Origin of the sequence: Demequina globuliformis, assembly GCF_000975155.1 — a bacterium.
Taxonomy (GTDB): Bacteria; Actinomycetota; Actinomycetes; order Actinomycetales; family Demequinaceae; genus Demequina; species Demequina globuliformis.
Map to the genome: position 1 here is coordinate 1,522,996 of NZ_BBRG01000001.1, position 10,395 is coordinate 1,533,390.

Annotated in this window: 16 protein-coding genes, 1 tRNA gene and 1 pseudogene; 3 read left to right on the forward strand and 15 right to left on the reverse strand. The window is 64.8% G+C overall.

Annotation, left to right across the window (positions count from 1 at the left end; genetic code table 11):
- Window positions 1–35 precede the first annotated feature (35 nt).
- The 14 genes from AOP75_RS12630 to AOP75_RS07200 all read right to left on the reverse strand — a co-directional run bounded on the left by AOP75_RS12630 (window position 36) and on the right by AOP75_RS07200 (window position 5,054).
- Window positions 36–209, reverse strand: a complete 174-nt coding sequence (locus tag AOP75_RS12630; protein WP_161794552.1) for a hypothetical protein — start codon at window positions 207–209, stop codon at window positions 36–38.
- The gene (locus tag AOP75_RS07140; RefSeq protein ID WP_062077746.1) at window positions 206–766 is read right to left on the reverse strand and encodes a hypothetical protein; all 561 of its coding nucleotides are present in this window, start codon (window positions 764–766) and stop codon (window positions 206–208) included. Before AOP75_RS07140 ends, AOP75_RS12630 begins: the two co-directional genes overlap by 4 nt.
- Window positions 763–1,056, reverse strand: a complete 294-nt coding sequence (locus tag AOP75_RS07145) for a hypothetical protein (RefSeq protein WP_062077748.1) — start codon at window positions 1,054–1,056, stop codon at window positions 763–765. Before AOP75_RS07145 ends, AOP75_RS07140 begins: the two co-directional genes overlap by 4 nt.
- The gene (locus AOP75_RS07150; protein WP_062077750.1) at window positions 1,053–1,274 is read right to left on the reverse strand and encodes a hypothetical protein; all 222 of its coding nucleotides are present in this window, start codon (window positions 1,272–1,274) and stop codon (window positions 1,053–1,055) included. Before AOP75_RS07150 ends, AOP75_RS07145 begins: the two co-directional genes overlap by 4 nt.
- Window positions 1,271–1,549, reverse strand: coding sequence for a hypothetical protein (locus AOP75_RS07155; protein ID WP_062077752.1), 279 nt, complete (start codon window positions 1,547–1,549; stop codon window positions 1,271–1,273). The genes AOP75_RS07150 and AOP75_RS07155 overlap by 4 nt, the downstream gene beginning before the upstream one ends.
- Window positions 1,546–2,097 (reverse strand): hypothetical protein, encoded by a 552-nt coding sequence (locus tag AOP75_RS07160; RefSeq protein ID WP_062077754.1) that lies wholly within the window; start codon window positions 2,095–2,097, stop codon window positions 1,546–1,548. Before AOP75_RS07160 ends, AOP75_RS07155 begins: the two co-directional genes overlap by 4 nt.
- A complete protein-coding gene (locus AOP75_RS07165; protein ID WP_062077756.1) occupies window positions 2,094–2,786 on the reverse strand; it encodes a lambda exonuclease family protein in 693 nt (230 codons plus the stop codon). The genes AOP75_RS07160 and AOP75_RS07165 overlap by 4 nt, the downstream gene beginning before the upstream one ends.
- Window positions 2,783–3,079: a DUF7574 domain-containing protein gene (locus AOP75_RS07170; protein ID WP_062077758.1), complete on the reverse strand. Its 297-nt coding sequence runs from the start codon at window positions 3,077–3,079 to the stop codon at window positions 2,783–2,785. The genes AOP75_RS07165 and AOP75_RS07170 overlap by 4 nt, the downstream gene beginning before the upstream one ends.
- Window positions 3,079–3,288 carry a hypothetical protein gene (locus AOP75_RS07175; protein WP_062077760.1) on the reverse strand — a complete coding sequence of 70 codons (210 nt, stop codon included), beginning with the start codon at window positions 3,286–3,288 and terminating at the stop codon, window positions 3,079–3,081. Before AOP75_RS07175 ends, AOP75_RS07170 begins: the two co-directional genes overlap by 1 nt.
- Window positions 3,285–3,521: a hypothetical protein gene (locus tag AOP75_RS07180; protein ID WP_062077762.1), complete on the reverse strand. Its 237-nt coding sequence runs from the start codon at window positions 3,519–3,521 to the stop codon at window positions 3,285–3,287. Before AOP75_RS07180 ends, AOP75_RS07175 begins: the two co-directional genes overlap by 4 nt.
- On the reverse strand, window positions 3,521–3,910 hold the full coding sequence (locus tag AOP75_RS07185) for a hypothetical protein (protein ID WP_062077764.1): 390 nt from the start codon (window positions 3,908–3,910) through the stop codon (window positions 3,521–3,523). The genes AOP75_RS07180 and AOP75_RS07185 overlap by 1 nt, the downstream gene beginning before the upstream one ends.
- 261 nt (window positions 3,911–4,171) lie before the next feature.
- Complete coding sequence (locus tag AOP75_RS07190) at window positions 4,172–4,639, reverse strand: endonuclease domain-containing protein (protein WP_062077766.1); 468 nt, start codon at window positions 4,637–4,639, stop codon at window positions 4,172–4,174.
- Window positions 4,636–4,827 (reverse strand): helix-turn-helix domain-containing protein, encoded by a 192-nt coding sequence (locus AOP75_RS07195; RefSeq protein ID WP_062077768.1) that lies wholly within the window; start codon window positions 4,825–4,827, stop codon window positions 4,636–4,638. Before AOP75_RS07195 ends, AOP75_RS07190 begins: the two co-directional genes overlap by 4 nt.
- Complete coding sequence (locus AOP75_RS07200) at window positions 4,824–5,054, reverse strand: hypothetical protein (protein WP_062077769.1); 231 nt, start codon at window positions 5,052–5,054, stop codon at window positions 4,824–4,826. The genes AOP75_RS07195 and AOP75_RS07200 overlap by 4 nt, the downstream gene beginning before the upstream one ends.
- Before the next feature lie 114 nt (window positions 5,055–5,168).
- Here AOP75_RS07200 and AOP75_RS07205 point away from each other — a divergent pair, with 114 nt between their 5' ends.
- Window positions 5,169–5,483, forward strand: coding sequence for a hypothetical protein (locus AOP75_RS07205; RefSeq protein WP_062077771.1), 315 nt, complete (start codon window positions 5,169–5,171; stop codon window positions 5,481–5,483).
- 174 nt (window positions 5,484–5,657) lie between these two features.
- Here the strand turns inward: AOP75_RS07205 and AOP75_RS07210 are convergent, their stop codons facing one another.
- Window positions 5,658–6,857 (reverse strand): tyrosine-type recombinase/integrase, encoded by a 1,200-nt coding sequence (locus AOP75_RS07210; protein WP_062077773.1) that lies wholly within the window; start codon window positions 6,855–6,857, stop codon window positions 5,658–5,660.
- An 85-nt stretch (window positions 6,858–6,942) separates the two neighbouring features.
- Between AOP75_RS07210 and AOP75_RS07215 the strand changes: the two genes are divergently transcribed.
- Window positions 6,943–7,024 (forward strand) — tRNA-Thr (locus AOP75_RS07215).
- 988 nt (window positions 7,025–8,012) lie between these two features.
- A pseudogene (locus AOP75_RS12635) lies at window positions 8,013–10,395 on the forward strand (hypothetical protein); the annotation flags it as partial.

Here is a 10,395-nt window from a genome sequence, read left to right on the forward strand (position 1 = left end):
CGGCCAGGTGTTGCGCGGGGTGCGGCTTGCGTGCTTCATCGCTGCCACCCCTCGAAGGTCTCGACTGCGCTGTCAGGGACAGGACCGCCAACCCACTCTTGCGATTGAAGTTCGAGCCAGCCGGTCTCCGCGCCACAAGAGCTGCAGTAGCGCGTCACGCCGTCGTCCCAAGAGTCCGTGGCAGGGTGCTTGCAAGGGGCGTCGCTCATGACTCGACTCCCGTGGACAGGACGGTGACGGGGCCGCGCTGGGTGAGTTCGGACCAGCTGAAGAACAGGCCGTTCGTGTAGCGCCAGTACTCGTCGTCGTGGTCGTGCGCCTTGACGTTGCGCACGTACTTGCGGCCCTCGACCTCAACCACGGCACCCAACCCGGTCGGCTCTTCCGGCTGCTGCTGAGCATTGCTCCAATCGAGAAACGACTGGAACACGGCCCCAACATCCATCCGATGCGGGTCGCCAGGGTGCCAGCACGTGTCGGAAAAGTCGGCGTGTGCCAGCGTCCACTCGGCGCTATACGTGTTGGACTCGCCGTTTGAGTCGGTGAGAATCATGGACCAACGCCCCTTGCGCGCCTCCGCCTTGTCGGCGTTGGTCCAGTGCCACTCGTTGCGCTCGGCTTCGATGAAGGCGACAATCTCGTACCCAGTTGTGCCCTGGACAGTGAGCCAAGGCCCGCCATTGCGGACAAGGATGTTGCCGGCGGCGCTTCGGCAATACTGCCGACCCATGAACACAAACGGCGATTCCTTAGTGAACTTGCTCATGACTTCCTCTCCTCATGCATGGATGCGCCCAGGGCGACGGTGAATGCGCGCAGCTGGTTGTACTCGCGCGCTTGGGTGCGAGTCGTGCGCAGGTAGTGGTTGGCGCGCAGACGCTGACGGTCCGCTTCGCCAAGGGCTTGGAGCCAGGACCAGCACAGGGCCAGGGCCGCGAGGACGATGGCGGCGATGTGCAACCATGCGGACGCGCCGCCATCGGTGAACAGGCCAGCGACCGTGAGGCCGAACGCGAACGCGAACAGGGCGAACGTGATCAGGACGTCGCGCTTCATGACGCCACCGCCCGCATTGGGTCGCGCAACTGTTCACGCGACACCTGGAATCCGGCGAGATAGTTGTGGACAAACTCGCGGCGCTTGGCATCGTCAAGGTCGTGCGCGGGAACAGTCGTGTAGCCATCCGTGACCGCAAAGCCGCCCCCGTGATGCACGACATATGCGGAACGGTCACGGTCGAGCTGACGACGCTCGGTGGGGGTGAAGGTGGTCATGATTGGGCCGCCTCGTCATCTCCAATGCGGAACACGTCGACCCTGGTTGGCTTGCGCTTTTGGTCAGGGTGCATCGTCCCTAGGTGATCGCTAAGTTCGGGGAAGTCTCGGTCCTCGTCAACGACAACCTCGACAACCTCGAAGCTGTGCCACTGGTCGGAGTCAGCGTCTAGCGAGACTGCCCTGGCGGTGGCTAGCCCCTCGCTTGAGTAGACGCCGACAATCTCTGCCGCGTGGACGCCACGAGTGTTTACTGCCCAAAGTGACTTGCTCATGACTGGGCCGCCTCAATCTCGGCCTTGCGTGCGCCGATCAGCGCCGACACCTCGTCCGACTTGTTCGACGACTCCCACAGCGCCTTGAGTTCTGCCAGGTCGTCACACGCGGCGATCTGCTCGGGGGTGACGGTGGGCAACTTGTCAGGATTACTTACAGGTTCGGTGAGGGGCTGGACGGTCATCGGCCCCTTCTTGCCTCGCGACACCGTGACATGTGCCGTGAACGGCTTGCCCCCAGGAAGGTCGCTCATGTGCGAGACGCGAACCCCGCCAAGCTGCTCCTTGCCGAACCTCACGGCAGGGTCGCGGTACAGGGTGACGCGGCGACCCTTCCAAGTGGATGTCTCGTCGGTCCATGCCTCGATCAGCAGCGTCAGGACACCGTTTGGCGGCCTCCATGCCTTGCCCTCGCCGTCTGAGAAGTGGATGTCGTACGGCTGCTCGGCCACGCCCTCCACGACGTGCGAGACAGTGAAGGTTCGCGGGCCTCCAATGAAGTCGTCTGCGTTCCACTGGTCCGAACGCGGCTTTACCTTGATCCTCATAGCTTCAACTCCGGCGTTTCGAAATGGTCGATCAGTTCGGTGGCTGGCATACCTTCAGTTGCCAGCGAGTAGGCGCGCTCCATTTCTTGTGCGCGCTCTTCGAAGGTGTCGACGGCGGCAAGAATCGCGCCGTGCCAGTCGGGGTCAGCCTCGATGCGCTTGACGTGCAGTGGCATGCCACCGGAGTACGAAACGAAGTCGCACCACTTGCGGCCCGTGACGAGCATCCCGGCCTGCATCTGCGCCATGTAGGCGTGCTCGACGGGCGCTCCCAGTGCGCGGGCAATCTGCGTCTTGGGCGTCGTGGTCGCGGACTTGATTTCAACCAGCCCGTCGCCACCCACGAGGCCGTCAGGGGAGTAGCCCAACTTCGCGCCATTACCAAGGTCACGGACAAAGAATCCGAACTCACGGACTGGGTTGAAGTGCTCGCGGTAGATGTCGCGGGCGATTGGCTCGTCAAGGATGCCGGTCAACATCGCGTCCGTCTGGCGCGTCTCGATGATGCGTCCGGTGATGCGTTCGGCTACGAGGGTGCGCAGGTATGAGCGCGACGTTTCGTTGTCGGCAACCTTGAGTGTCGTGGTCAGCAGCGATCCGACAGCCGATGCGGTCACGATGCCGCGACGGGCATCGAACCACTCGAGTGAGCGCTGTTCCAGCTCGGGGTAGGTCGTGAGGTCGCTCATGACTGCGGCCTCGCGTAGCCACGGAATGCGCGATCCACGGCCTCTAGGTCCGGCTGACTACTGCCCGCCCACTCGCGGGCCTTCCGTTCTGCATCTGAGACTGCTGCGACCGGCTCGAAGTCGATGTGGTCAGCCGTATCCCACGGGGAGTTGCAGGAGCATCCCGCGTCCGTCGCCGTGAAGTAGCGACCACTGGCGTCAACGAATACGCCAAACACGGACCAGTCGTAACCCCCGCCAGGATCGACCTCGATCACGAGTTCCTTGCCGTCGATGTTCAGGTTGTCGCTCATCACGCCACCAGCCCGAACATCAGGGACAGCGCGGCCATGCCAATCGCGGTGATCGCAAACCGGGTGGCGCGTGCATCCTGGACCTCGCCGTGGATCGTCAGGCCGCGTGCGTGGAGTTTGCGACCCTTGAGCATCGTCACGACGGACCACGCGGCGAACACGGCGCCGGCGACGATGAACGCCCAGCCGATGATGTCGGCGGCGGTCATGAGGCCACCGCCTGACGCAGCCACTTCGCGAACTGCACCTGCTGGTGGTGCGTGGTCCAGGCGCGGTCGGAATCGAGGCCCAGGCTGTCGCGCTCGGTGGCAATGTCGGCGTTCTCGTTGGCGAACTTCTCCAGCTCGTCAGCCTTCGCGAGCATCTGCTCGTCACGGACGCGCTTGCCTGCGGCGAATGCGGCGGCTCCCTGGGCCGGAGCGGCGTGCGCTGTGGTGCTCATCACGCCACCTGCGCCTTCAGGCGGTCCCAGTCGAGGACGATGCGCTCGGGGAGGCGGCGGCGGGAGTTCCTGTTGCGGGCGTCTCCACTGCGCAACATGCGGCCCGTCTCGCCAAGAATCCCGGCCTTCGCGAGGTGGCTGATGACGTTGCCCACGAGGTGGTCGTTGACGCCCTCGGGAAGCAAGGGGCGCAACGTGGAGGCGTGCACCCGGTCGTCGTTCTCGATAGCGCACGCGATCACAGCCATGACGACGGCGCGACGGTGCAGGGATGCGAGCGGGGCAGGGTCGTCGTGGACCTGGTTGACAAGCGACCAGTCCTCGACGGCGGCGGCTTTCGCCGCCTCGGGCCTTCTCCTGTCACTACGATTAAGCACAGCGGTACTCATTTCTGCTCCTTCAAGGGGTAGATGCGGTGGGTTTCGCTAGGCCGTCGCGGGTTCTTGGCGGGATGCGCGACGGCCGACACTTAGGGGGCCTACGTGAGGGCCAGGACGATCAACAGCCAGATCACAGAGCCCCACAGCAACAGCGCCGTGGCGAACAGTGCGGCGGTCAGTGCCTTACGACTGGTCATCTGAATCTCCTTCACGTAGGTGTGGGTCAGGTCGGCGGCCTTCTCGGCACGCCCTTCGGGTGATCCGCGGGGGTCATGACAGCGGCCCCGCAATGGCATCGTGGAAAGACTTCATGTCGGCGGCGATCTGGACTTGCAGCGCCTCTTCGCGAATGGCCGCATGGCGCTGGTGGCGCTCGGCCTCGTCAAGCGTGAGCGACTGTGGGGCGAGCCCGGCCCGGTAGAGGTAGTGCCACCCGAAAATCGCGCACGGATTCAGGCCGCCCCGCCACATGGCGAAGGTGTGGTTCGGCTGCCAGCCCTCTTGGAGGTTGCACCCGGTGCAGAGAAGGCCGCGTACTAGGCCCGTCTCGTGGTCGTGGTCGAGCGCGTGGCGCTTCGACGCCTGGCGTTCGTGCGTGCCGCAGATTCCGCACCTGCCGGCCTGCCATAGGTGAGCCTCGGTCTTGCCTGAGGGCAGGTCCGGCTTGATCTCGTCGAAGCCCGGGATGCCCCACTCGAGGAACTTGGGTGCGAGTTCCCGTAGCGTCAGGCGACTCATCGCGCGACCCCTGCCAGCCACGCCTTGAGGTCTGCTGGGTCGATTGAGTCCTTCGCGACCTCGCGGCCCTCGATGCGTGGCCTTGTCGTCTTGAGGTCGCCCGAGCGGATGGCCCTCTTGATCGTGTCCTCGCTGTAGCCCGTCGCTTCCGCTGCGGTCTTGGGCGTGTACGAGATCGGCGCGGTCACTTCTCGGACTCTTTCAACCAGGGGCCGAGAAGTGACCCGCGCTCGATGTCCAGGGCAGTCGCGATCCGAGCAAGTTCGCCAAGGCGAAACGTGTCGGGGTCGTTGAGGCGCCCCTGAAGTGTCTTGTCGCTCATTTCAGCCGCTGCTGCAAGGCGCCCGGCTGCGAGCCTTCTCCTGCCGAGCTCGCCCCGAATCGTGGGGGTCGGCTCCTTCTCCGTGATGTCCATGGTCTGAACCTAGCAGACGAAAAAGTAAGTCGTCAAGACGAAAACATCCGCGTGTCCTACCAATTTTGCCCCGCGCACTACATAAACGGGGTGGCCGCCATTACTGTGGTAGCCATGACGAACGACCGGAAGGCCCGCGAGAAGGCCGAGAACGAACACTTCATGAAGGTGCTAGACGACGCGATCTATCAGGCGCGCCTCAAGTACACCGACGTTGATGCGCTCATCGGTGCATCCGAGGGCACAACCGGGCGCTGGATCCGCAACGTGCAGGTGATGCGCGCGCCGACGTTCGTGAAGATTGCGGTGGCCATCGGGTCCGACCCGTCGAAGTTGATGGCCGAAGCGGTAGCCCGCATGGAAGCCGCTGGGCTACTCGACAACGTTGAGACTCTGCCGACCGTCGAGGCCGAGCAGGCGGGCAAGTAGGGTCCACGGCTCGACATCCAGAGCGGCTGCCCATCTAGCAACCTCTCCCATGCTGGGCATGTGATCGCCTTGCGGCATGCTCGCGACTTCATTGTCGGTCAACTGCTGTTCCAATGCTCCCCCAGGGTGTTTCTGTTTCACTCTTGGGAATGTTCTACCCCGGGGCACTGACACTCAAAGCCGGGGACTGCGCGCCCTCGCAAGTGCCACTCTGCCGCGCTCGACATCGCCGTGAAGGTAGGCCTGCGTTGACGCGATGGTGGAGTGGCCCATGATCGCGGCAGTGTCCATGTCGGCGGCACCGGATGCCTTGAGCGCAACGGCGGCGGTGTGTCGGGCCGTGTAGAGCGCCCGGCGCGGCAGTCCGGCGAGGTCGAGCTTGGCCCACCACGCGGCGCGGTCGATCTTGTCGTCGAGTGCCCTGCCGCCCTTGCCGGGGAACACAAGGTCATAGTCGGACGTGGGCGCAACCTCGCGCCACCTGCTCATTGCGGCCCAGAGTTCGTCGTCAAGTGGCACGACCCGCCATCCGCTGCGAGTCTTGGGGCGCACGAGATGGAATGAGTCGTGCAGTCTGATCGCCTCGTAGTCGCGCGGGACGCGGAAGCCGCTGGATCGGTCACGCGCCACCTTGTAGGGCAGGGGCTTGAGTTGCCAGTCCAGCACGATGAGCCCGCGTTCGAGGTCCACGCTCGACCAGCGCAGGCCGCGCGCCTCAGCGGGTCGCACACCGGCGCGGAGTGCGAGTAGCCACCGCGCCCGGTCGTCAGCGGTGGCGAGCGTGGCAATGAGCGCGTCCATCTCTGCCGCTGGGATCGCGTCGCGTGTGCTGACGGCAACGGCCTTGCCGCCCCTCCCGAACTCCACGCCGCGGGCGCGGTCGGGAACGTGGTGCCCGTCAGCATGGGCGTCTTTGAGCATGCGGATCAGTTCACCGTGTGCACGCCGGATGCTTGAGGTCGCCTTGCCCTTTGAGTCCATCGCGGTCGAGACTGAGCGCACGTCGGCGGGGGAGAGCCGGTCGAGGCGCTTGTGGCCGATGGTCGGCACGATCCAGTTAACGACCTGGGACCGCGTCGCGTTGAATGCCGAGGGTCTGAGGTCGCGCTCCTGGCGCGGAATCCACCTGTCGGCCCACGCCTTCACGGTGAGCCCTGCGCGCGTGCCCTCTTCTGGTGCGCCCGACATGAGGACTTCGCGCTCTTTGTCCTTGAGCTTGGCCTTGGCCTCGCGTTCGGTGCGCGCGCTCACGGTGAGGCGCCGGCGCGTGCCACGCTCGGTCCAGCCCGCCTCGAGCGTTCCGATCCAGCGCTTTCGGCGCTCGTCATAATGGACCGATCCGGTGCCTTTTGCCCTGGGGTTGCCCTTGCTCATTCTCGCCGCCTCTCTGCTAGCCATCCTGCTAGCCATTGATAGCCATAGTAGGCTATCGCTAGCCACACGAAAGCGCAGGTAAATCGCCGCTGTGGCACTCTCCAAGCATAGCGTTCTATTCACTCGTAATGAATAGGTCAAGGGTTCGATTCCCTTAGGCGGCTCCACCGAGACGTCCCGGCAGTTGAGAGACTGCCGGGACGTTTCTCTTTTGCCAGACGTCTTCCTATCCGCCGTCGTCGCCCTCCCGCTGCACGGCCCGCCCCCTCGCCCGCCCGGCGCATCGGTCCGACTCACGATCGTGGACCTGCGGTCCGTTATGTCCCATTTGTGACACTAAGGCGAGTGCATTATCGAGCTGCCCGAATGGGATTTAGCTTTTATTCACCCAGCGCAATTTAGCGTCGACGGGCACGCGATTTCCGCTCCCGCCAATCGCCGGTGAGCGTCTGGCGGCGTCGCCTTTGCGCACGCGGAATCCGTCGGCAGTTCTACGTGGCGGGGCGCCGATGGCCGCGGGGGCGTGAAGTCAAGCCAGGCTCGCGTGAGGGTCGGACGGCCATGCCCGGGGCAGCGGAGCGTCGGCGCGCGGCCGGACTCCGCCAGGTGTCGCAACGCGAGTGTTTTCCCTGTTCAGGGCCCATGTTTCCGGCGTTGCGCCGCTTCTGCCTTGGCTCAATTCCCCGGCGCTTCTGTGTCCACGTGGCCGTCGTCGAGTAGTCACTGCGCCGCTGCCGCGCGTACCGGAGAGCGCCCGCGACCAGCGGTGTCGAGCTTGCCGAAAGCACGGGACTGTGCCGTCCATCAATACCCGTGGAAGCGCTGCGCTCGTATTTCGCTGCATTCTGTGCGACCCGCCGGGCTATTTTCTGCACCAACCATGACTGCCGTCTGTGCGGCCCCGCAGTCGGTTTTCAGCGACCCCTTCCGCAGGTCAGATAATTTGTTGGAAGTTTCCCTTGATATCCCGCGACACGGTGCGCTACTGTGACGAAAGTCACAGCGTCTGTGACTTTCGTCACACGTATGACCGAGTGTCGGCGGCGCAGTTTATTTGCCGTCAAGAGGGTGGTTCGGCCCGGAAGCTTCGGTAGTTCCTGGCTGGCAACCCTGGTGCTGTGGAGATTTACACGAGGCGACCGAGGGGTGCTTGACATGGGGTACAGCGACGTGAACCGGGCGGCAAAACGCGATTCCAGGCGGGGGAGGTTCGCGCTGTCTGCAGGCGCTACGGCAGCAGCCGCAGCGTTGCTGGTGACCGCAGTGGTCCCCTCCGCATCCGCGCACGAGTACGACTATTCCGACGACGTCTCGACGTGGCCGTCCGTCTACTCGCCATTGCCGACGGGGCAACTCGTGGCGGACAACACCGTGGCGTTGTCGTTTGACGGCGCCACCGACGGCCTCCATGACGGCGCGGGCGAAGACACCGGGTTCACGCTCGTGCAACCCTCGACCACCGAGTTCCCGGCGTCCGAGACGCCCCACTACTTCCTCCCCGAACGCCTCTCCGTCGGATCAGGTGCGCTGACGATCGACGCCACCAAGGGCATCGCGTTCGATGTCTATGGCTCCAGCGGCACCAATGTGTCGAAGAACGCTCAAGACAACACTCTCGGTGTGCCCCTGGCGTCCGCGGACGCCAAGCTTGAGTTGAGCACCACGGTTCGCGTTCCTGGCGGCGCTCAGGGCTTCGCGCAGGGCGGGCTCTGGTTGGGTCCGAACGACGACAACTACCTGAAGCTCGTGGTGATTGGCGACACCGGTACTACCAGGCAAATTCAGCTGTCGCGAGAGGTGGGTGGCGCGACCAACACGGCGAGCGGTAGCCCGGATCAGCGCACCGTCACCGGCCTCACCATCGCCGGCGGCACTGCAGTGACGCTCGGGCTCACGATCGACGCGAACAGTGGCACCGCATCCGCTACCTACAAGGTCGGCGACGGCCCCGTCACCGACCTTGGAGAGGTGCCTCTGCCCGCCAACTTCGTCGACGGCAGCTTGCTTCCGCCCGTGCTTACTGACGCGGGCGTGACCGGCATGGCCGGAGTGTTCGCCACGCGACGCAACATGAGCGACACCGGCAGTGTGTTGTTCGCATTCGACGACTTCTCAGTGACGGAGCTTGATGCGACGCCGCCGGCCGCCCCCGGATCGCTCACCGCGGACGCGACTACCTCACAGACAGCCTTGACGTGGACAGCCCCAGGCGACAGCGATGTGGCCGGCTACCGCGTGTACCGTGCCGGATCGGCGCCAGAGCCTACCTCCGCCAACTTGGTCAGCGGCTCAGACTTGTTGACCGAGCCGGCGTTCACCGACTCCCGCGTCTTTGTGGGACAACAGTGGGAGTACGCCGTGCACGCGGTGGACTCTGCTGGCAACGTGTCCGCCGCGGCCACGACGGGTGCGACGACCCCGCCACCTGCAGGCGACGTGGTGGACAAGTTTGACTTCACGAACGGCGACGCCGCCGAGGGGTACACAAAGGATGACGGCTCTGCATTCGCAGACGGCGTTGGCTGGGTGAACCTCGATGGCGGGGAGCCCGTCGACCTCTCCACCAATAGCCGCGTGCGGACCACCCTGGACGGCATCACGGATGCCCGCCTGACCTCCCTGATGCACATGCAGTACGGCCAATCGACGGAGGACGTGGCGCCGGGCACCAACGGTGTGGTCGGCGTAGAGGGCGCTTGGGAACTCGAGGTACCGGACGGCCGCTATCACGTGGTGGTCGCCAGCGGTGACACGAGCAACGGCAACTTTGACAGCCTGCACAGCGTGCTCGTCGAGGACACCGTGGCCATCGATGAGTTTGATGGAGAGGCACCGTTGTACTTCGAGCAAGGCGTGGTCGAGGTTGAGGTGTCCGATGGGCGCCTGACCGTGGCGCCTGCAGGCATCAACACCAAGATCTCGTTTGTCGAGGTTTACGAACTCGAGCCGGCGCCGCTGGACGCACCGGCGGGCTTTGCCGCGCAGCTGGGTGCCGACAACGCGTCGGTAGAGCTCGCGTGGGACTCGGTGGCCGATGCCGACGGCTACAACGTCTACCGCGGTACCAGCGAAGATGTTGATACCTCAGCGACTCCGCTCAATGGGGCCACGCCGCTTGAGGACACGGCATTTGTCGACTCCACGGTTGAGGCAGGGCAGACGTACTTCTACACGGTCGTGGCCGTCGCGGAAGACATGACGTCCTCCGCGGGTGCACCGGTACAGCAAGTGGAGGTTCCGGAGCCTGTGCAGTTGGACGCGCCCACGGGCTTGTCGGCGGTGCTGGGTGCCGATGGTGTCTCCGTAGACCTGTCGTGGGATGCCGTTGCTGGTGCCGACGGGTACCTGGTGTTCCGTGGTGATTCGGCGGAGGTGTCGACGAGCGGGGTTGCGCTCAGCGGGGAGACGGCGCTGACGCAGACGGAGTTCACGGATGCCTCGGTTGAGGCGGGTCAGACGTACTTCTACACGGTGATTGCGGTCGGCGCCGACGCGGTTGACTCCGCGGCGGCCGAGGCTATCGACATCGAGGTGCCCG

What these genes read in the sequence shown, in the direction of transcription:
- AOP75_RS07205 (WP_062077771.1), top strand. Translation starts at nt 5,169, where the DNA reads ATGACGAACGACCGGAAGGCCCGCGAGAAGGCCGAGAACGAACACTTC.
- AOP75_RS07190 (WP_062077766.1), bottom strand. Translation starts at nt 4,639, where the DNA reads ATGAGTCGCCTGACGCTACGGGAACTCGCACCCAAGTTCCTCGAGTGG.
- AOP75_RS07210 (WP_062077773.1), bottom strand. Translation starts at nt 6,857, where the DNA reads ATGAGCAAGGGCAACCCCAGGGCAAAAGGCACCGGATCGGTCCATTAT.
- AOP75_RS07185 (WP_062077764.1), bottom strand. Translation starts at nt 3,910, where the DNA reads ATGAGTACCGCTGTGCTTAATCGTAGTGACAGGAGAAGGCCCGAGGCG.
- AOP75_RS07145 (WP_062077748.1), bottom strand. Translation starts at nt 1,056, where the DNA reads ATGAAGCGCGACGTCCTGATCACGTTCGCCCTGTTCGCGTTCGCGTTC.
- AOP75_RS07140 (WP_062077746.1), bottom strand. Translation starts at nt 766, where the DNA reads ATGAGCAAGTTCACTAAGGAATCGCCGTTTGTGTTCATGGGTCGGCAG.
- AOP75_RS07200 (WP_062077769.1), bottom strand. Translation starts at nt 5,054, where the DNA reads ATGGACATCACGGAGAAGGAGCCGACCCCCACGATTCGGGGCGAGCTC.
- AOP75_RS12630 (WP_161794552.1), bottom strand. Translation starts at nt 209, where the DNA reads ATGAGCGACGCCCCTTGCAAGCACCCTGCCACGGACTCTTGGGACGAC.
- AOP75_RS07155 (WP_062077752.1), bottom strand. Translation starts at nt 1,549, where the DNA reads ATGAGCAAGTCACTTTGGGCAGTAAACACTCGTGGCGTCCACGCGGCA.
- AOP75_RS07165 (WP_062077756.1), bottom strand. Translation starts at nt 2,786, where the DNA reads ATGAGCGACCTCACGACCTACCCCGAGCTGGAACAGCGCTCACTCGAG.
- AOP75_RS07180 (WP_062077762.1), bottom strand. Translation starts at nt 3,521, where the DNA reads ATGAGCACCACAGCGCACGCCGCTCCGGCCCAGGGAGCCGCCGCATTC.
- AOP75_RS07160 (WP_062077754.1), bottom strand. Translation starts at nt 2,097, where the DNA reads ATGAGGATCAAGGTAAAGCCGCGTTCGGACCAGTGGAACGCAGACGAC.
- AOP75_RS07175 (WP_062077760.1), bottom strand. Translation starts at nt 3,288, where the DNA reads ATGACCGCCGCCGACATCATCGGCTGGGCGTTCATCGTCGCCGGCGCC.
- AOP75_RS07170 (WP_062077758.1), bottom strand. Translation starts at nt 3,079, where the DNA reads ATGAGCGACAACCTGAACATCGACGGCAAGGAACTCGTGATCGAGGTC.
- AOP75_RS07150 (WP_062077750.1), bottom strand. Translation starts at nt 1,274, where the DNA reads ATGACCACCTTCACCCCCACCGAGCGTCGTCAGCTCGACCGTGACCGT.